The sequence below is a fragment of the Mesorhizobium sp. M1428 genome, from assembly GCF_040317515.1.
Classification (GTDB): Bacteria; Pseudomonadota; Alphaproteobacteria; order Rhizobiales; family Rhizobiaceae; genus Mesorhizobium.
The window spans coordinates 25,898-45,607 of the sequence record NZ_JAMYKT010000029.1; the positions used below are offsets into that span (position 1 = coordinate 25,898).

The window sequence follows — 19,710 nt, forward strand, 5'->3', positions numbered from 1 at the left end:
AGACTTGTAACATGAAATGCGGCGAAAAGCGGACCAGCAAAAGCCGCTCCCGCGGCTTTCCCCGGCTCAATTCCACACGCCTGCAGCGGCTCGCGCGACCACCGCAATTCGACCGGCTACCAGAGATTCTTGCCGTCGATGACCACCACTTCGACCTTGTCGAGATCGAAATCGTCGAACAGCCGCGAGTTCACGCTGATCTTCGGATTGTCGAAATTCGGCTCGCCTGTCGACCAGTCCGGCGTCTCGGTGAAGGTGCCGCAGCCACAGGCGGCGCAAAAACCGTGTTTTATGGTTTTTGATCCCCACTGGTAGAACGAGACATTCTCCGGCGGGCTGGTGAGCCTGAATTGCGATGGGGTGTAATAGGCCCACAACGAACCGCGTTTCGAACAGAAGGAACAGGTGCATCGCGTCACTGTCTGTGGCGCTTGCGAAACCTCGAATGTCGTCGCCTTGCAGTGGCAGCTTGCCTTGATGGTCATGGATTTAGTCCCTCACAATGCCGCCGCCCCGTACGGCAAAGGCAGCATAAAGGAACGCTCCTGACAACTGCCTGTCAGCGACCTGTGAGCCTGCGATGCACAGGTTAAAAGTACTGGGTTGCCGTTCGAAGGCCCACCGATTCAAAACCGCTGCACCCCTCGGTGTCACCCCGCGGGCAAGCTTTTGGGCGTCATGCGCTAATAGGACGATGGGGGCACGAACAGGCAGATGGTCTTTCCGTCATTGGCACCGGCAACGGAGCACCAATGATATTCGCCGTCGGGCGAATTCTTGATCCGCTTGTCGCTATAGGCCACGACTTCCCCGGTCCCTTTGATGACATAGCCCTCGGGACGTTCGCTGATCGATGTCTGAGAGACCTCGCGGCAATCATAGCCCGAGCAGCAGGAGAACGGATAGCTCCAGCCTTGCGGCATGGCCGCGGTCGGCTTGGCATCATGCGCCAGAGCAGGCGCTGCAAATGGAATGGCGGCAGCTATCAAAACCGCTGCCGCGACAAGTGAATTCAGGAGTCGGCGCGCCGTGCGGGCGACTGGGGCCGGTCTGGTTGTGAGAGCAGGCATGAGCGCAGTTCCTATCAACGGTTGTCAAGCATCTCGCTTGCCCGTTCCCGGAACGTGTCTTCCCAGTGGCCGGATCGTCAGGTCGCAGATACGCCGCGTCCGGCCATAAATGCTTTTTTCCTCCCCAGCGCATGAATGCTGGGCTGATTCCTTGGTTGGCGCAAGGAATTGCTGTCGCAACCGAACGCCGACCTCTGCAACCGGAACCAACCTGCCGTCCTGATTGACGAAACCTGGTCAACCCCGGCAGTGGGATCGCCAATAACGGGATCGGCTCGCGCTGGTTCCAGGCTTGGCACCGGCAGGCCCGAGGCATCCGCGTCAAAAGCCGAAATCGATTTTGAAAAATTCGATGAAAAACAAAGTTGTAGAACGACAGGTAAGTTCAAATTGAGAGCTCGTCACTCTCGCGCGATGGCCGTAACTCTCGCGTGATGAAACCAGGTACTGCCGGACTGGTGCCGCCACCCTCAGTCGATATCGGCCACCGTTTCACCAGCGCCACCCTCGATCCGCTGCGACAGTGAGGCTTCCATGAAATCGTCGAGGTCGCCGTCGAGCACGCTCGACGGGCTGGTGCTCTCGACACCGGTGCGCAGATCCTTCACCAACTGATAGGGCTGCAGCACGTAGGAACGTATCTGGTGGCCCCAGCCGATATCACTCTTCGACGCTTCCGTGGCGTTCGCCACCGCTTCGCGTTTCTTCAGCTCTTCCTCGTAAAGCCGCGAGCGCAGCATTTCCCAGGCTTTCGCCTTGTTCTTGTGCTGGGAGCGCTCCGCCTGGCAGGCGACCGCGATGCCGGTGGCGAGATGGGTGATGCGCACCGCCGAATCGGTGGTGTTGACGTGCTGGCCGCCCGATCCCGAGGAACGATACGTGTCGATACGGACGTCGGATTCGGAAACGTCGATGTCGATCGTATCATCGATGACGGGATAGACCCAAACGCTGGCGAAGGAGGTGTGGCGGCGCGCATTGCTGTCATAGGGCGAAATCCGCACGAGACGATGCACGCCGGATTCCGTCTTCAGCCAGCCATAGGCGTTGTGGCCCTTGACCAGCAGCGTGGCGGACTTGATGCCGGCTTCTTCGCCGTCATGCACTTCCAGCACCTCGACCTTGAAGCGGCGGCGCTCGGCCCAGCGCGTATACATGCGCAGAAGCATCGAGGCCCAGTCCTGGCTTTCGGTGCCGCCGGCGCCGGCATGGACTTCCAGATAGCTATCGTTGGTATCAGCCTCGCCCGACAGCAGCGTTTCGATCTGGCGCGCCTTGGCCTCGCCGCGCATCGAGCGGATCGCCGCTTCGGCCTCCGCGATGACGCCCTCGTCGCCCTCTTCCTCGCCAAGCTCGATCAGGCCGATATTGTCTTCCAGGGCCTGGGTGAGGCCTTTGACCGCGGCAATGCCTTCCTCGAGGCCCTGACGCTCGCGCATCAGCTTTTGCGCTTCCAGCGGCTCGTTCCAGAGGCTGGAATCCTCGGCGCGGACGTTCAGGTACTCAAGCCGCTTTATGGCTTGGTCCCAGTCAAAGATGCCTCCTCAGCAGGGTGATCGCCTGCCTGATCTCGTCGACAATATTTTGCGTTTCCGCGCGCATGGCTGGCTGTTCTGTCCTGTTGCTGGATGGCGGTTTGGTGGCGCGATACATAGGGACGGCACGGTCTCCTGTAAAGCGCCCGCCCCTGTAAAGCACCGGCCCCTGTAAAGCGGGATGGGCCGGCTCGACCATGATCGTCAAGCCGGCCCGACACAATGTAGCGATTGTCAGTAGAGCCCGCCGCCGCCCGACTGGATGGCCTGGTTGGCCTGCGGCGACAGCGCCCCGCCGGTGGCGTTGGAGCCGTCCGCACCCATGCCGATCACCCAGTAGCTGTCGGCGGGACCGGTACCCGGCTTGAAGGCTTCGATGAAGGCTCCGGCGTCGCCCGCGTTGGCCCGCATGCCGGTCTTGCGATTGATCGCAATCAGCTTCATGCCTTCCGGAACCTTGAAGTCGACATTGGGCGTGCCGTCCAGCGCCACGCGCATGAAGTCCTTGAAGATCGGCGCGGCAAGGCCGCCGCCGGTCGCGCCCTTGCCGAGACCTTTCGGCTGATCGTAGCCCATATAGAGGCCGACAACGAGGTTCGGCGTAAAGCCGATGAACCAGGCATCCTTTTCGTCGTTGGTCGTTCCGGTCTTGCCGGCGATGTGACGGCCGAGTTCGTTGATGGTGGCGCCGGTACCGCGTTGCACGACGCCCTCCATCATCGATGTGATCTGGTAGGCCGTCATCGGATCGAGCACCTGCTCGGAGTTGTCGACCAGCTCCGGCTCGGGCTGGTTCTGCCATTCTGCGGCGTTGCAGTTCGAGCAGCCGCGTTCGTCCTGCCTAAAGACGGTCTTGCCATACCGGTCCTGGATGCGGTCGATCAGCGACGGCTTGATCGACTTGCCGCCATTGGCCATGATCGAATAGGCCGACACCATGCGCATCACCGTCGTCTCGCCGGATCCCAGCGCCATCGGCAGATACGGCGCCAGATGGTCGTAGACACCGAAACGCTCGGCATATTCCACGACCAGCTTCATGCCCATGTCGTTGGCAAGCCGCACCGTCATCAGGTTGCGCGATTTCTCGATACCGGAGCGCAAGGTCGCCGGGCCGGCCACCGTTCCGTCGTAATTCTTGGGCGTCCAGGTCGTGTTGCCGCTCTGGATGGTGATCGGCCCGTCCATGATCACCGAGGCAGGCGTATAGCCATTGTCGAGGGCGGCCGAATAGACGATCGGCTTGAACGACGATCCGGGCTGGCGCATGGCCTGCGTCGCCCGGTTGAACTCCGATTGCGCGTAGGAGAAACCGCCGACCATGGCCAGGACGCGTCCGGTATGCGGATCCATGGCGATCAGGCCACCTTCCACTTCAGGAACCTGGCGCAAGCTGTAGCTGTTGTCCGAGCCGTCGTTCTTCTGCACGAAAATCACGTCGCCCGGCTTCAGCACGTCGGCCGGCGACTTCGCCTTGACGGTCCTGCCGTCGACCACGTGGCGCATGGCGAAGCTCATGTCTTCCTTGCTGACAGTGCCTTCGACGCGGTCCTTGACGATTTCGCCGGAGATCTGGCGCGTCGGCTGCAGGCCGATGGACAGGCCGGTGGCCGAGCTGTCGAGCACGACGGCGAGCGACCATTCCGGCACGTCCTCCAATCGCTTGACGTTGCCCAGCGGCACGCCCCAGTCGCCGGAAATGTCGATGCTCGTGACCGGCCCGCGGTAGCCGCGCAGCGTGTCGAACTTCATGAGACCGTTCTGCATGGCCTTGCGGGCAATCAGCTGCATCTTCGGATCGAGCGTCGTGCGGACGGAAAGGCCGCCTTCGTAGAGCGCATTCTCGCCATAGCGCGCGATGATCTGGCGACGCACTTCCTCGGTGAAATACTCCCCGGCGAAGAGATAATTGCCGGTGCGGCGCGGCGTGACGCCGAGCGGCTCGGCCTTGGCCTTCTCGCCTTCTTCATGTGTGACGTAGCCGTTCTCGACCATCTGGTCGATGACCCAGTTGCGGCGCTCCAAGGCGCGATCGGCATGCTTGAAGGGATGATAGTTGTTCGGACCCTTCGGCAGAGAGGCGAGATAGGCGGCCTCGGCCACGGTGAGCTCGTTCACCGATTTATCGAAATAGGTGAGCGCAGCACCGGCGACGCCATAGGCGCCGAAGCCGAAGAAAATCTCGTTGAGATAGAGCTCGAGAATGCGATCCTTCGAGTAGGCCTGCTCGATGCGGAAGGCGAGGATCATCTCCTTGATCTTGCGCTCGTAGGTCTGGTCTGAAGACAACAGGAAGTTCTTCGCCACCTGCTGGGTAATGGTCGAGGCGCCGACCTGGCGCTTTCCCGAGCCGACATTCTGCAGATTGACGACAATGGCGCGGCCAAGGCCAGTCACGTCGATGCCGGGGTGGTTGTAGAAATTTTTGTCCTCGGCCGACAGGAAGGCCGCCTTGACGCGATCCGGGATCGCCTGAATCGGCAGATAAAGCCGCCGCTCACGCGCATATTCGGCCATCAGCGCGCCATCCGACGCGTGGATGCGGGTCGTCACCGGCGGCTCGTATTTGGCCAGCACCTCGTAATCGGGCAGGTCCTTCGACAAATGGCCGATATAGATCGCCACGCCCGCCGCGACCAAAAGGGCCAGCGTCGTGCCGATGCCGAAGAAATAGCCAATGAGACGAATCATACCCGCTCCAGTCCTTGGTTCGGGAATTTCCTAAACGAAGCCGCCCTTCACGCAAGCTTTCGGGACGATCCCAAACCGTAATCGCAAAACCCATGTCGCGACCATGTGGGCAAAATACGGCAGCATGGAATTTCGGTTTCGAATGCCGGAAATAAAAGCACAGGGTGTTGTCGCCGTGCAACGCTGCTTCAGGTTGTGGGCGCCGGCGGGCATTTCAGCCTCCGGCCCCCGTTCCGCTCTTGGCCGAAGCAAACAGTGCAACGGCGTTGGTTATGCTCTGGGTCGCCTTGTTGCGCCAATCGGCGCTGAGCAACTGTGCTTCGTCCTTGGCATTTGACAGATAGCCGAGTTCGACCAGCACGGATGGAACATCCGGCGCCTTCAGCACCTTGAAGCCGGCAGAACGCTGCGGGTTGTTGATCAGGCCGACGCTGGTGGAAAGCTGGCCGACGAGAGTATGGGCAAAGCTCATCGAAAAATTATGCGTCTCGCGGCGGATCAGGTCGATCAGGATATCGGTCACTTCCTTGCTGTCGTCCTTGATCTCCATGCCGGCGAACTGGTCGGAAAGATTTTCACGGTCGGCAAGCGCTTGCGCCTCGGGATCGGAAGCCTTGTCGGACACGGTGTAGACGGTAGCGCCGCGGATGCCCTTGAGGCTGATCGTGTCGGCATGGATCGAGATGAGCAGGTCGGCCTCATGCTGGCGGGCAATGCGCACGCGGTCGTCGAGCCGCAGGAACACATCGGTCTCACGCGTCAGGAACACGTCGTATTTGCCGCCGGCGGCGAGCTTGTCGCGCAGTTCCATGGCGAAGGCGAGCGTCACGTTCTTCTCGACCGTACCGTTCAGGCCCTCGGCACCGCCGTCGATGCCGCCATGGCCGGGATCGATGACGACGGTGAAACGATGGCCCGGATTGGAGACCGGCCCGGTACCGACCCTGCCGGCCTTGTCGGCGGAGACCGTCGAGCCGGTGGTCAGCGCCTGATTGGCGAGCGCCGCATCGAATTCCCGCTGCGACGCCGCCGACATGTCGATGGCGATGCGGTAGCCCTTGCCGTCATCGTTCTTGAGCACGTCGAGATTGTCGACGGCGAACGGTCCCTTGCCGGTGAGAATCAGCCGCGATTTCCTCTCGCCGAGTTCGCCGTAACGCACGGCGCGGACAAGCCCGCGCGGCTTCACATCCTTGGCATTGAGGGCGAATCTCGTGGCCGGCAGATCGATGACCAGACGATTGGGGCCGCGCAGCAGGAACCATTTGATGTCGGGCTCGCGGTCGAAATTGATGACGATGCGCATCTTGGTGGCATCGCCGGCCATCTTGTAGCTTGTGGCACCGAGCGGTGCGTCGGCAGCACGCGAAAGCGGCGAAAAGACCAGGCAAGCCAGGATCAGCGGCAGCAGGCAGGCGGTGCGGAAGAACCGGCCTCCATGATGACGGCCCTTGTCTGCGAAGCCTGCCAGTCCCATCTTTCTACCAGTCGCTCCCGTTTGGCGTCATGCCCGATGGCTTGTCGAAGTGCCTTATTGCTTGTCAAAGTTCTGGCAGGCCGCGAACTCGATTAACGATTGGTATCCAGAGAAGGTTAACCAAGCCTTTTCATGGAAGGCTTGGGACCGGGGCTTCCGCTGCGGAACGGCTTTTTGCCGGCATCGGGAATCGGGGTTGCCTTCCAACCCGCCAAATCATAAAAGCGATGGTGGATCACTGCAATCCTGGAACCGTCCTCCTCCGCAGCTTCCTGCTACAGGTCAGACGCAAGACGGCTCCTTTCGCTTCAGGCGAAGAAGGCATCGGTGATCGCGACGATTTTCGCAGGCGTGCTCCCGTGGCGGGGGAATCGCCTGCGTGAGCAAAACGGCCGGGATTGTCCCGTGCCGGCTCTGTATGAGCAAACAAGCTGGTCCGGTTTTTCCCGGGCTTTGGTTCAAAAGGTTCTGCTGGTGACGATGGCTTCAAGCGCAATCATGGAAAGGTCCGCAACAAACCGCGCCACTACGGCTGCGGGCGGCACCGCCATGGCGCTCAGGCAGCGGCCGGCGGACGTTCAATTGTCCGGCACCCATGTTCCAGGTCCACGGCAGCGGGCATTGTCCTGCAAGCTGCGGCCGACGGCTGCCGGGAGGAAACGAGATAATGCCCAACAAAATGCTGATAGACGCCTCCCACCCGGAGGAAACACGCGTTGTCGTCGTTCGCGGTAACCGTATTGAAGAATTCGACTTTGAATCCCAGGACAAGAAGCAGCTCAAAGGAAACATCTATCTCGCCCGCGTAACGCGCGTCGAACCTTCCCTCCAGGCAGCCTTTGTCGAATATGGCGGCAACCGTCACGGTTTCCTCGCCTTCAGTGAAATACACCCCGACTACTACCAGATTCCGGTCGCCGACCGTCAGGCGCTGCTGCGTGCGGAAGCACAGGAGGCCCAGGACGAAGAGGACGAGGAAGTCGCCGAAGGCGAGGACCGCCAGAGCCGCGACCGTGGCAAGCGCGGACGCCGGCGCGGCGGCAAGACCCGCGACCGCGGCGAACACAGGCGCGAGGCAGGCGCGTCCGACGGTGAGAATAGCGAGAACGGCGAAGATGCCGTCGCAGAAAACCTGGATTCCGCTGCCGACAACACCATGTCCGACATTGCCGGACAGAGCGAGGATGCTGCCGGACAGAGCGATGAAGTCGCCGATCGCGGTGAGACCGAGCCGTCCGAAGGCGGTTCCAGTTCCATCGCTGCCAGCATCGATGCCGACGTAATCTCGGAAGCCGTCCCGCAAGTCGAGCTAAGCGGGCCCGAGACAAGCGGGGCCGAGACAAGCAGCGAAGCAACCTCCGAAGACAATGACCGCGGCATGCTGGAAGAGGTGCAATCCTCGCATCCGGACGATCACGAGGTCGAATCGGTCGGCGCCGAAGACGCGCTAGAAGAAGTGCGCAACCGGCGCAAGCCAGTGCGCCGCCAGTACAAGATCCAGGAAGTGATCAAGCGCCGGCAGATCCTGCTGGTGCAGGTCGTCAAGGAAGAGCGCGGCAACAAGGGTGCAGCGCTGACCACCTATCTGTCGCTGGCCGGCCGCTATTCGGTGCTGATGCCGAACACGGCACGCGGCGGCGGCATTTCGCGCAAGATCACCAATGCGCAGGACCGCAAGCGGCTGAAGGAAGTCGTCGCCGATCTCGAAGTGCCGCAGGGCATGGGTGTCATCCTGCGTACGGCCGGCGAAAGCCGCACCAAGGCAGAGATCAAGCGCGACTACGAATATTTGATGCGGCTTTGGGAAAACGTCCGCAATCTGACGCTGCAATCCACGGCCCCTGCCCTGGTTTACGAGGAAGGCAGCCTGATCAAGCGTTCGGTGCGCGACCTTTACAACAAGGATATCGACGAGATCCTGGTTTCCGGCGAAGAAGGCTACCGCGAGGCCAAGGACTTCATGCGCATGCTGATGCCGAGCCACGCCAAGGTGGTTCAGCCGTTCCGCGACACGACGCCAATCTTTGTGCGCAACGGCATCGAAGCGCAGCTCGACCGCATGCTGCAGCCGCAGGTGACGCTGAAGAGCGGCGGCTACATCATCATCAACCAGACGGAAGCGCTGGTCGCCATCGACGTCAATTCGGGCCGTTCCACCAAGGAGCACTCGATCGAGGACACTGCACTCCACACCAATCTGGAAGCCGCCGAGGAAGTCGCCCGGCAATTGAGGCTGCGCGATCTCGCCGGCCTCATCGTCATCGACTTCATCGACATGGAGGAGAACCGCAACAACCGCTCCGTCGAGAAGCGGCTGAAGGATCACCTCAAGAACGATCGTGCCCGTATCCAGGTCGGCCGCATCTCGCATTTCGGCCTGATGGAGATGTCGCGCCAGCGCATCCGTGCCAGCGTGCTGGAATCGACCATGAAGCCTTGCCCGTATTGCGGCGGCACCGGCCACGTGCGCTCCGATTCCTCGGTCGCGCTGATGGTGGTGCGGGCAATCGAGGAATTCCTGCTCAAGGATTCGCGCAGCCACATCACGGTGCGGACGCCGGCAGCAACCGCGCTCTATGTGCTCAATCACAAGCGCGGCACGCTGGTGGAATTCGAGCACCGCTTCGGCGTGACCATCACCATCGAAGCCGATGACGCGGTCGGTGCACAACACTATGCCATCTTCCGCGGTGCGCTGGCCGAAAAGCCGGAAGGCTTCGTCGAGGTCCGCACGTTCCCGGCCTATGTCGAGCCGGAAGAACCCGAGGACGAGATCGTCATCGAGGAGGAAGACGAGGCACCGGTGCAGGCCGAGCAGCCACGCCCTGTCCAGCAGCCGCAGCAGCCAAGGTCCGGCGAGGACGGCGAAGGCCGCGATCGCAAGCGCCGCAAGCGCCGCAGACGGCGCGGCGGCAAGGATCGTGAACATGGCGATCGCGACCACGGGGATCGCGAACATGGCGACCGCGAGCACGGCGCTGCTATGGAAGGTGCTTCCGTTTCGGCGCCGACAGACGACGCCTTCGTAGCCTCGGACGACCAAGCCGCCGAAGCGGAACGTGAAGCGCCGGCCGATGTTGCCGAAACGGCGGAAGCGGCGGACGACGGTCACGGCAAGAAGCGCCGGCGCGGCAAGCGCGGCGGCAAGCGCAATCGCCGTGAGGACGGCGAGGATGGCTTGGAAGCCGGCGCCGGCGAGCCAGCCGCCATAACAGAAGGTGCCGTATCGGAAGCAGAGCCCGTGACCGGCGAGCCGGAAGGTGCGCCGCCGGCCGAAGAGCTTGCGGTGCTTGCTCCGGCGAACGACGACATGCCGAGCGCCGAAAAGCCGAAGAAGCCGCGCCGTGCCGCCAAGCCGAAGAAGGTTGCGGCGGAAGCAGTTGCCGAGATTGCGGGCGCCGAGACATCGGCTGCCGAGGCGGCGTCGGTGGCTTCCGGCGAGACCGCTGCGCCGGTGTCGCAGGAGACCGAAGTGGCGGCTGCTGAGGAAGCGCCGAAGGTCCGGCCGTCGCGGCGCAAGCCCGTACCGGTGGATGCTCCGGTCGTGCCGGTCGTCTCCTCGATCGTCCCCGACGAGGCAAAGACCGAGGAAGCAAAGGCCGAGGACAAGCCGAAGCGTGCCGGCTGGTGGCAACGGAAGGGCTTTTTCTAAGCCTTTCCGTGCATTAGCCAGACTTTCTGATTAAAAAGTCCCGCGCTGGCGATCGGCTGCGCGGGACTTTTTGTCCCAATCCCAGGCGACAAGACTATGGCGCGAAGATCGACCAGTTCATTGTCTTCGCCAGTTTCTCTAGCGCGATCGAGCCCAGCCTGGAATTGCCGTTGGCATTAAGGCCAGGCGACCAGACGGCAAGCGACGCGACGCCCGGCACGATCCCCAATATGCCGCCGCCAACGCCGCTCTTGCCGGGAATGCCGACGCGGAAAGCGAAGTCGCCGGAGCCGTCATAGTGGCCGCAGGTCAGCATCATCGCGCCGATGCGGCGGGCGCGCTCGGCCGACACGACGGAATGCTCGGTCGCCGGGTTCTTGCCGCCATTTGCAAGGAAGCGGCCGGCCAGGGCCAGTTGCCGGCAGCTCATGGCGATCGCGCAATGGTGGAAGTAAACGCCCAGCGCCAGTTCCGGCGCGTGATTGAGATTGCCAAACGATTTCATGTAATTGGCAAGCGCGAAATTGCGAAAGCCAGTGGCGCGTTCGGACGCCGCGACCTCGCGATCGATGATGATCGTGTCGTCATCGGCCAGGAACTGGATGAAGCGCAGGATCTCGCCGATCGCCTCGCGCGGCTGATGGCCGGCAAGCAGGATGTCTGAGACCACGATGGCGCCGGCATTGATGAATGGATTGCGCGGAATGCCGTTCTCGTGCTCGAGCTGGACGATCGAGTTGAACGGATTGCCCGAAGGTTCGCGCCCAACCCGCTGCCACAGCGCGTCGCCGACATTGCCGAGCGCCAGCGTCAGCGTGAACACCTTTGAGATGCTCTGGATCGAAAACGCCTCGTCGGCATCGCCCGCGGTCAGCACGCGGCCGTCATTGGTCACCGCGGCAATGCCGAATTTTTTCGGATCGATCTTGCCGAGCTGGGGAATATAGCTGGCGACGTCGCCGCGATCGGTACGCTCCGCCATTTCGGCAGCGACGTCGCGCAACGCATGTTCGAGTTGAGGCGCCTGATCAAACTCCGGCATCGTCGCCCCTGCTACTTCAGCCAGCGTTCGATACGCGCCATCGCCTCGACCATGTCGTCGTGGCTGCCGGCATAGGAAAAGCGCATCGTGCGATGGCCTTGCAGCGGATCGAAATCGCGGCCTGGCGTCGCCGCCACATGCGCCTCGGCCAACATCCTGCGCGCAAACGCCATGCTGTCATTGGTGTGCCTGGTGACGTCGCAGAAGGCGTAGAACGCGCCATCCATCGGCGCGGCAAGCGCAAAGCCGAGTTCCGGCAGGCGTTGCATCAGGAGCTCGCGGTTCCAGGCGTAGCGCGCCTTCACCGCCTCCAGCTCTTCTGTCGCCTTGAACGCCTCGATCGCGGCAATCTGGGACAGTTCGGGCGGCGAGATGTAGAGGCTCTGGGCGATGCGCTCGACTGGCCGCACCAGTTCCTGCGGCAGCACCATCCAGCCGATGCGCCAGCCGGTCATGCAATAATATTTCGAGAAGGAATTGATCACCGTCACATCCGCGCCGAAAGAAAGCGCGGTCGTGTCGGGCGCAGCATAGGCCAGCCGGTGGTAGATTTCGTCTGAGATCACGGCGATGCCGAGCTCTTGAGCTGTCTCGACCAGCGCCTCGAGATCGCCGGCGGGAATGACCGCGCCGGTCGGGTTGGCCGGGCTGGCGAACAGCACGCCCTTCAGAGGTTTTTCGCGATGCGCGGCTTGCAGGTGCTCGGCGTGGAGATAGGCGGCGCCGTCGAGCTCGATCTCGGCGATGTCGATGCCGAGCGCGGCCATGATGTTGCGATAGGCAGGATAGCCGGGTGCAGCGATGGCGACGCGGTCGCCTGGATCGAACATTGCCAGGAAAGCGAGGTTAAAGGCAGCCGACGATCCGGTGGTGACGGCTATCCGCTCGGGCGAAACGTCAAGCCCGTAGTGCTCGCCATAATGCGCCGCGATCGCCTTGCGCAGGCCGGCGAGGCCCAGCGCGTCGGTATAGCCGATGCGGCCTGCTTTCAGGGCATTGGCCGCCGCTTCGCGAACCCCGGCTGGCGCCGGATCGGAAGGCTGGCCGACGGCCATGGAAACGACCGGCAGGCCCTTGGCTTTCAGCCGATTCGCCTCGGCCAGGATGTCCATGGCATGGAACGGTTCGACCGCGCCGCGGCGCGAAAGCGAAACAACCATTTTTCAATCCACCACACTTGTCCGCACGTGCCGGCCATGCTGGCCGCGCCGCACAAATGCCCGATTGGTGTGGGGATCACAAGTTCGGTAAGTTTAGGCTGCCGACTTTTCATCCTTCGCCCACTCGTCTACCAGTGGAGCTGCCATGTTGAGCCGACCCAAATCGACGATCGCCAGGACAGCGCGCGCCCTCGCGACGCTTTCGCTTGCCGCGGTGGTCGCCATCGCCGGCTCGGTCAATGCCTTTGCGCAGAATGTGCCGGTTGTGCGCGATGCAGAGATCGAGGCGCTGGTACGCGATTACGCGCGGCCGATCTTCAAGGCAGCGGGCTTGTCGGGCGACGCCATCAACATCGTGCTGGTCAACGACCAGAGCTTCAACGCCTTCGTTGCCGGCCGTCGCCTGTTCATCAACACCGGCGCGCTGATGACGGCCGAAACGCCCAACGAGATCATCGGCGTCATCGCCCACGAGGCCGGCCATATCGCCGGCGGACACCAGCAGAAATTGCGCGAACAGCTCGAGCGCGCCAAGACGATGGCGATCCTGGCGACGCTGCTTGGCGCCGGCGCCATGGTGGCCGGCGCCACCAGCAACAGCCGCGGCCTCGCCGGCGCCGGCATGGGCGTGGTGGCCGGCGGCGGCGAGATGGCGCAACGCAGCATCCTCGCCTATCAGCGCACCGAGGAGATGACCGCCGACCGTTCGGCGATCACCTATCTCAATGCAACCGGCCAGTCCGGCATGGGCATGCTGAAGACGTTTGGCCGCTTCCAGAACGCATTGTCGCTCTCGGGCGCGCAAGTCGATCCCTACAGGATCAGCCATCCGATGCCGCAGGAGCGTATCGCCAATCTCGAAGTGCTGGTGAAGCAGAGCCCTTACGTCGACAAGGTCGACCCGCCGGCACTGCAGCAGCGCCACGATATGATGCGCATCAAGATCGCCGCCTATATGCAAGGCCAGGCCGCGGCGTCGCGATTGATGCGCAAGAATCCCGGCAGCCTCGCCTCGCGCTATGGCGACGCGCAGATGACTTATCTTTTCGGCAATCTGGCCTCGGCGCTCAGCAAGACCAACGCGTTGATCAAGGAACAGCCGAAAAATCCCTATTTCCAGGAATTACGCGGCGACATCCTGATGAAGGCGAACCGGCCGAAGGATGCGGCTGACGCCTATGCCAAGGCGGTCAGCCTCGATCCGGCGCGATCCGGGCTGCTGCCGGTCTCTTATGGCCAGGCGCTGATGGCCATCGGCACGCAGGATTCGCTGAAGAAGGCAGTGGCGCAGATCAACACCGGCCTCGGACGGGATCGCGAAAACGCCGACGGATACCGCTATCTGGCACAGGCCTACGGGGAACTCGGCAACATCCCGGCCGCCGAGCTTGCAACCGCCGAAGGGCATTTTTATTCCGGCGACTACAAGAATGCGAAAATCTTCGCCATGCGGGCGCAGCAGACCATGAAGCGGGGCGAGCCGGGCTGGCTTCGCGCGCAGGACATAATAAACTACGCACCATCAGGTAAGAAGAAGTGAACCTTTCGGACGCAGGCTGCGACGCAGCCAAACCGAGCAGACCCGAACACAGGCAAGAGGATCGAGGATCATGACCAAGGCAATTCTGCTGGGCACTACCGGAGTGGCAGCGGCCCTCGCCATGCTGGCGTTCGGCTTCGTCGCCGGCAATCCGCAGACGGCGAAGGCCGGCACGGCGCGGCTTGTCCAGATGGCATCCTCGGAAACCAAGCTCGACCGCACCGAAGTCGAAGGCATCGTCCGCGACTATCTGCTGAAGAACCCGGAAGTGCTTCTGGAGGCCCAGCAGGCACTCGAGGCCAAGCAGAAGGAAGAACAGCGCGTCGCCAGTCTCGGCGTCATCAAAGACGCCAAGGACCAGATCTTCAATTCCTCATTTGACGGTGTTGTCGGCAATCCGAACGGCAAGGTCACCATCGTCGAGTTCTACGATTACAATTGCGGCTACTGCAAACGCGCCATCGACGACATGCGCGCGCTGACCAAGGCCGATCCGGACCTGCGTTTCGTGCTCAAGGAGTTCCCGATCCTCGGCCCGGATTCGCAGAAGGCGAGCGTCGTCTCGATGGCCTTCCATTTGATGAAGCCGGAGAAATACGGTGAATTCCACAATGCGCTGCTCGGCGGCCAGGGGCGCGCCACCGAGGCGGCGGCAATCAAGGTGGCGTTGTCGCTCGGCGCCGACGAGGCGGCGCTGCGCGAAAAGATGAAGGACCCGAGCATCACTGAGGCCTTCTCCAAGACCTATGATCTCGCCACCAAGCTCGCCATCACCGGAACGCCGTCCTATGTGGTCGGCAACGAGGTGGTGTTCGGCGCGCTTGGCCAGGAAGTGCTGGCCGAAAAGATCGAGGCGGCGAAGGCCGCGCTCTGATTAGCGTTCGGGTTTCGATTAGGCTGCGGGTTTCCGGCACGGGCCGTTTTCCGGCTGTTGTGGACGGCGAAAGAACGCACTTGCGCTCTTTTCGCCAGCGTCTATGCCCATTATAGAGGGTCCGGCGCGCCGGCTGAGCCGCGCCGGGAAAGGTCGGCATTTTTTGAAAACGGTTTTCGTCCTGAACGGCCCCAATCTCAACGCGCTCGGCAAGCGCGAGCCGGGCATCTATGGCGGTAAGACGCTTGCCGCGATCGCCGACGACTGCAAGCAGGCAGGTGCTGCACTTGGGCTGGAGATCGATTTCCGCCAGTCGAACCATGAGGGCGACCTCGTCGACTGGATCCAGGAGGCCGCCGACAAGGCCGCCGCAATCGTCATCAATCCGGGCGCCTACGGCCATACCTCGATCGCCATTCACGATGCCATCCGCGCTGTCGCGCCGCTGCCGGTCGCTGAGGTGCATCTCTCCAACATCCACGCGCGGGAACCATTCCGCCACGTTTCCATGGTCGCGCCGGTCGCCGTCGGCATGATCTGCGGGTTCGGGCCGCTCGGCTACACGCTGGCGCTGCAGGCGCTGGCTGCACGCCTATGACCGGCCAACAAACAGAAGGCTCGAAAATGTCGATAAAGAAGAACGGTGTTGACCAGCAGCTGATCCGCGATCTGGCGGGCATACTGAACGACACCAACCTGACCGAGATCGAGGTCGAGCTAGGCGATCTGAAGGTGCGCGTCTCGCGGCAGGCCCCGGCCGTCCATGCCGTCGCCGCAGCTCAGCCGGCCTATGCCCCGGCAGCCGCGCAGCCTGCGGCAGCGGCCGTGCCAGCGACGCCCGACGTGTCGAAGAATGCCGTTGCCTCGCCGATGGTCGGCACCGCCTATCTGGCACCGTCGCCCGACGCCAGGCCGTTCATCGAAATCGGCCAGAAGGTCAAGGAAGGCCAGACGCTGCTGATCATCGAAGCAATGAAGACGATGAACCAGATCCCCTCGCCGCGCGCCGGCACAGTGACGGCGATCCTGTTTGAAGATGCGCAGCCGGTCGAATATGGCATGCCGCTCGTCGTGATCGAGTAGAGCCGGGAACAGGCGAAAGATGTTCCAGAAAATCCTCATCGCCAATCGCGGCGAAATCGCCCTCAGGGTGCTGCGCGCCTGCAAGGAGCTCGGCATCCAGACGGTGGTGGTGCATTCGACCGCCGACGCCGACGCCATGCATGTGCGTCTCGCCGACGAGAGCGTCTGCATCGGCCCGCCGCCGTCGCGCGACAGCTATCTCAACATCCACCAGATCGTCGCCGCCTGCGAGATCACCGGCGCCGACGCGGTGCATCCCGGCTACGGTTTTCTGTCGGAGAACGCCAAGTTCGCCGATATCCTCGCCGCGCACAACATCACCTTCATCGGCCCGACCGGCGACCATATCCGCATCATGGGCGACAAGATCGAGGCCAAGCGTACCGCAAAACGCCTCGGCATTCCCGTGGTGCCCGGCTCCGACGGCGCGGTCACCGAGGACAAGGAAGCCAAGCGCATTGCCGCCGCGATCGGCTACCCCGTCATCATCAAGGCGTCGGCGGGCGGCGGCGGGCGCGGCATGAAAGTGGCGCGTAGCGAGGCCGATCTCGAGGTGGCGCTGCAGACGGCACGCTCGGAGGCGGGTGCGGCCTTCGGCGACGACGCAGTCTATATCGAGAAATATCTGCAGAAGCCGCGCCATATCGAAGTGCAGGTGTTCGGCGACGGCGCCGGGCGCGGCGTGCATTTCGGCGAGCGCGACTGCTCGCTGCAGCGCCGCCACCAGAAAGTCTGGGAAGAAGCGCCCTCGCCGGCTCTCAATGCCGAGGAGCGCGCGCATATTGGCGGCGTCTGCGCCAGGGCGATCGCCGATCTCGGCTATTCCGGCGCCGGCACGATCGAATTCCTCTATGAGGATGGCCAGTTCTATTTCATCGAGATGAACACGCGCCTGCAGGTCGAACATCCGGTCACCGAGGCGATCACCGGCATCGATCTCGTGCACGAGCAGATCCGCGTCGCCTCGGGCGGCGGGCTTTCGGTGCGCCAGGAGGATATCCGCTTCCATGGCCATGCCATCGAATGCCGTATCAACGCCGAGGATCCGCGCACCTTCACCCCCTCGCCGGGCACCATCACCCACTTCCACACGCCGGGCGGCCTCGGCATCCGCGTCGATTCCGGCGTCTATTCCGGCTACAAAATCCCGCCCTACTACGACAGCCTGATCGGCAAGCTGATCGTGCACGGCCGCAACCGCGTCGAATGCATGATGCGGCTGCGGCGCGCGCTTGACGAATTCGTGGTCGACGGCATCAAGACGACGCTGCCGCTGTTTCGCGACCTCGTTGGCAACGCCGACATCGCCAATGGCGACTACGACATCCACTGGCTGGAAAAATACCTGGCCGAAGGCGAGTGATACAGGGGCGAAGCGATGACCCGTCCCTACGCACCCGGTTATCGCATCCCGACTGACCTTTTGCTCAAAGCCTATGCCTCCGGCGTCTTCCCGATGGCCGAGAGCGCCAATGACCCCGAAGTGTTCTGGGTGCGGCCGGAGACGCGCGGCATCATTCCGCTCGACGGGTTCCACATACCGAAAAGCCTGAGAAAGACGATCCGCAAGAACCTGTTCGAGTTCCGCATCGATTTCAACTTCGAGGCGACGATCGAGGCCTGCGCCGAAAGGCGCGAGGAACGGCGGTCGACCTGGATCAACGCACCGATCCGCGAAGCCTATATCGAGCTGCATCGGATGGGCCATTGCCATTCGGTCGAGGCCTGGCACGACGACCGGATGGTCGGCGGGCTCTACGGCGTATCGCTCGGCCGCGTGTTTTTCGGCGAGAGCATGTTCGCCAGGGAGACCGACGCGTCAAAGGCCTGCCTGGTTCACCTCGTCGAACGCCTGAAGGCGCGCGGCTTTGCACTGCTCGATACGCAGTTCACCACCGAGCATCTCAAACGCTTCGGCGCAATCGACGTGCCGCGCGGCAAGTACGAGAAGATGCTGGCCGAGGCGCTGAAGGGCGAGGCCGTGTTTTTTCCATAAACTGGAATGGTTCATCGTTTCACAGAAACGCAAAACCGTTCACACTTTTCCTGGAATTGCTCTAGCAGCCGGTCAGCCTTTTGCTGCCGTCGCCAGCGGCGTCTGTGCGTGAAACATCATCTTCCAGCCGTTGACGCGGTGGACATAGCCGGTGCTGACCAGCGCTGCATAGGCTTCGCCATCTTGCCGCGTCGCACGCGCCTCGTAGGTCAGCATGACGATGTCGCTGCCAGGCTCGATGATGCCCTTGAGGTCGATGTCGAGATCGCGCCAGCGGTTCGGGTCCGTGGCAGTTGCGGCCAGATCGGTATTGCTCATCACCCGCGCCATCTGCGGGAAGGCCACCAGGCATTCGGTATCGGCATTGGCCTTGAAATAGTCGGCACCGCCGCTCCAGAATCCCCTTTCGATGTCGAGAAGTTCGTTCTTGTTGGCCATCATCATGGCAACCTCCACCGTAGAGAGGCCCCAACGCGCGGGCAACAATGCGGTTCCGCAAAGCGCGGTATCCGCCGCGCGCTGACAAAGTCTAGTTGGTTTTGGGGGCGGCGGGTGCCGGCACGTCGGACTTCTGCTTGCAGCCCTTCAGCCAGATATCATAGACGGCATGCTCGACGGCGTTGATCCCGGGGCTTTCGGCAAACATCCAGCCGGTGAAGATACGGCGTATTTTCCGGTCGAGCGTGATCTCGTCGACCTCGACGAACGAATCCGTCTTAGGCTCTTCGTTTTCGGGCCGCGAATAGCAGATGCGCGGCGTCACCTGCAAAGCGCCGAACTGCACCGTCTCGTCGATATAGACATCGAAGGTGATGATACGGCCGGTGATCTTGTCGATGCCGGCGAATTCAGCGACGGGATTGGTGATGCGCTCGGATACTGCGGGTGCTGCAGGCGCCACCGACGCGTCCGGCGCAGGCGGCGCCAACTCCTGCGCAGCAGCAAGCGCCACCATAGAAGCGAGAACGACCGCGGTTAATCCGCCCGTCAAAATTCGGCTGAACATGCTCATGCAAGGTCCGGTGGTTTGCGCCCGGGTGATTCTCTTAACGCCAAGGCTAGTTGCTGCTGTCGGATCAGCAAACAGCTAAACAGCAATTGTGGCGACAAAGGACCGTCGTCGTGGGGACCGCCCCGTGGAGACCGCGCGCATGTCGCGCCGATCGATCACGAACCAGGCGTCCAGGCGTCGTAGTCGCCCGTCACCTGCGGACGATGCTGGTTGGTCAGCACTGAGCCTTTCGGGCGATAGGCTGCGGGGCTGCCGGTGAGGTTCGGCACATGCGGCTTTTGCCAGTCGCGTGGCTTGTACTCTTCGCTTGGCGGCGCAACGTCGACACGGTGATGGATCCAGCCATGCCAGCCGGGCGGAATCGCCGAGGCTTCCGAATAGTCGCGGTAGATGACCCAGCGACGGGTGCGGCCTTCCGAATCGACGCCGCCCTCATAGTAGACGTTGCCGACCTCGTCCTGCCCGACCTTCTTGCCGTGCCGCCAGGTGTGGAAGCGCGTTCCCAATGTCTGGCTATTCCACCAGGTGAAAAACTGCAGAAGGAAAGTTTTCATCCAAATCCTCGTGGCAAGTCCTTG

At 62.5% G+C, this 19,710-nt stretch carries 17 protein-coding genes; 7 read left to right on the forward strand and 10 right to left on the reverse strand.

Annotated elements, in window-relative coordinates:
* Positions 1 to 116: 116 nt before the first annotated feature.
* The 5 genes from NKG60_RS27450 to NKG60_RS27470 form a co-directional block, all read right to left on the reverse strand.
* Complete coding sequence (locus tag NKG60_RS27450) at positions 117 to 485, reverse strand: GFA family protein (RefSeq protein ID WP_352976064.1); 369 nt, start codon at positions 483 to 485, stop codon at positions 117 to 119.
* A 198-nt stretch (positions 486 to 683) separates the two neighbouring features.
* Positions 684 to 1,070, reverse strand: a complete 387-nt coding sequence (locus NKG60_RS27455) for a hypothetical protein (protein ID WP_352668221.1) — start codon at positions 1,068 to 1,070, stop codon at positions 684 to 686.
* A gap of 470 nt (positions 1,071 to 1,540) precedes the next feature.
* A protein-coding gene (prfB, locus tag NKG60_RS27460) for a peptide chain release factor 2 (RefSeq protein WP_352668223.1) occupies positions 1,541 to 2,672 on the reverse strand; the annotation gives its coding sequence in 2 pieces (ribosomal slippage) (positions 1,541 to 2,605 and positions 2,607 to 2,672; 1,131 coding nt in all).
* 167 nt (positions 2,673 to 2,839) lie between these two features.
* Positions 2,840 to 5,296, reverse strand: coding sequence for a penicillin-binding protein 1A (locus tag NKG60_RS27465; protein WP_352492524.1), 2,457 nt, complete (start codon positions 5,294 to 5,296; stop codon positions 2,840 to 2,842).
* Between the two features lie 214 nt (positions 5,297 to 5,510).
* Positions 5,511 to 6,773 (reverse strand): N-acetylmuramoyl-L-alanine amidase, encoded by a 1,263-nt coding sequence (locus NKG60_RS27470; RefSeq protein WP_352668225.1) that lies wholly within the window; start codon positions 6,771 to 6,773, stop codon positions 5,511 to 5,513.
* Positions 6,774 to 7,440: 667 nt separating this feature from the next.
* Here NKG60_RS27470 and NKG60_RS27475 point away from each other — a divergent pair.
* Positions 7,441 to 10,425, forward strand: coding sequence for an Rne/Rng family ribonuclease (locus NKG60_RS27475; RefSeq protein ID WP_352976068.1), 2,985 nt, complete (start codon positions 7,441 to 7,443; stop codon positions 10,423 to 10,425).
* Positions 10,426 to 10,519: 94 nt separating this feature from the next.
* Here the strand turns inward: NKG60_RS27475 and NKG60_RS27480 are convergent, their stop codons facing one another.
* Positions 10,520 to 11,467 (reverse strand): glutaminase, encoded by a 948-nt coding sequence (locus tag NKG60_RS27480; RefSeq protein ID WP_352668229.1) that lies wholly within the window; start codon positions 11,465 to 11,467, stop codon positions 10,520 to 10,522.
* Positions 11,468 to 11,478: 11 nt separating this feature from the next.
* Positions 11,479 to 12,627 (reverse strand): pyridoxal phosphate-dependent aminotransferase, encoded by a 1,149-nt coding sequence (locus NKG60_RS27485; protein WP_352868318.1) that lies wholly within the window; start codon positions 12,625 to 12,627, stop codon positions 11,479 to 11,481.
* 145 nt (positions 12,628 to 12,772) lie between these two features.
* Between NKG60_RS27485 and NKG60_RS27490 the strand changes: the two genes are divergently transcribed.
* The 6 genes from NKG60_RS27490 (at position 12,773) to aat (ending at position 18,120) form a co-directional block, all read left to right on the forward strand.
* Positions 12,773 to 14,167, forward strand: a complete 1,395-nt coding sequence (locus tag NKG60_RS27490; protein WP_352668234.1) for a M48 family metalloprotease — start codon at positions 12,773 to 12,775, stop codon at positions 14,165 to 14,167.
* Positions 14,168 to 14,237: 70 nt separating this feature from the next.
* The gene (locus NKG60_RS27495) at positions 14,238 to 15,041 is read left to right on the forward strand and encodes a DsbA family protein (protein ID WP_352868315.1); all 804 of its coding nucleotides are present in this window, start codon (positions 14,238 to 14,240) and stop codon (positions 15,039 to 15,041) included.
* A 163-nt stretch (positions 15,042 to 15,204) separates the two neighbouring features.
* A complete protein-coding gene (gene aroQ, locus NKG60_RS27500; RefSeq protein WP_031211260.1) occupies positions 15,205 to 15,639 on the forward strand; it encodes a type II 3-dehydroquinate dehydratase in 435 nt (144 codons plus the stop codon).
* A gap of 26 nt (positions 15,640 to 15,665) precedes the next feature.
* On the forward strand, positions 15,666 to 16,124 hold the full coding sequence (gene accB / locus NKG60_RS27505; RefSeq protein ID WP_352868312.1) for an acetyl-CoA carboxylase biotin carboxyl carrier protein: 459 nt from the start codon (positions 15,666 to 15,668) through the stop codon (positions 16,122 to 16,124).
* 19 nt (positions 16,125 to 16,143) lie between these two features.
* Positions 16,144 to 17,487: an acetyl-CoA carboxylase biotin carboxylase subunit gene (accC, locus tag NKG60_RS27510; RefSeq protein WP_352492533.1), complete on the forward strand. Its 1,344-nt coding sequence runs from the start codon at positions 16,144 to 16,146 to the stop codon at positions 17,485 to 17,487.
* Positions 17,488 to 17,502: 15 nt separating this feature from the next.
* Positions 17,503 to 18,120, forward strand: coding sequence for a leucyl/phenylalanyl-tRNA--protein transferase (gene aat / locus NKG60_RS27515; RefSeq protein ID WP_352868310.1), 618 nt, complete (start codon positions 17,503 to 17,505; stop codon positions 18,118 to 18,120).
* Between the two features lie 72 nt (positions 18,121 to 18,192).
* On the opposite strand, the gene NKG60_RS27520 is transcribed toward aat, so the two are convergent.
* The 3 genes from NKG60_RS27520 to NKG60_RS27530 all read right to left on the reverse strand — a co-directional run bounded on the left by NKG60_RS27520 (position 18,193) and on the right by NKG60_RS27530 (position 19,686).
* Entirely contained in the window at positions 18,193 to 18,561 is a 369-nt protein-coding gene (locus tag NKG60_RS27520; RefSeq protein ID WP_352868350.1) for a hypothetical protein, read from the reverse strand.
* 88 nt (positions 18,562 to 18,649) lie between these two features.
* Positions 18,650 to 19,132: a DUF2155 domain-containing protein gene (locus tag NKG60_RS27525; protein ID WP_352451095.1), complete on the reverse strand. Its 483-nt coding sequence runs from the start codon at positions 19,130 to 19,132 to the stop codon at positions 18,650 to 18,652.
* Positions 19,133 to 19,287: 155 nt separating this feature from the next.
* Entirely contained in the window at positions 19,288 to 19,686 is a 399-nt protein-coding gene (locus NKG60_RS27530; RefSeq protein ID WP_352668241.1) for an NADH:ubiquinone oxidoreductase subunit NDUFA12, read from the reverse strand.
* Positions 19,687 to 19,710: the final 24 nt, after the last annotated feature.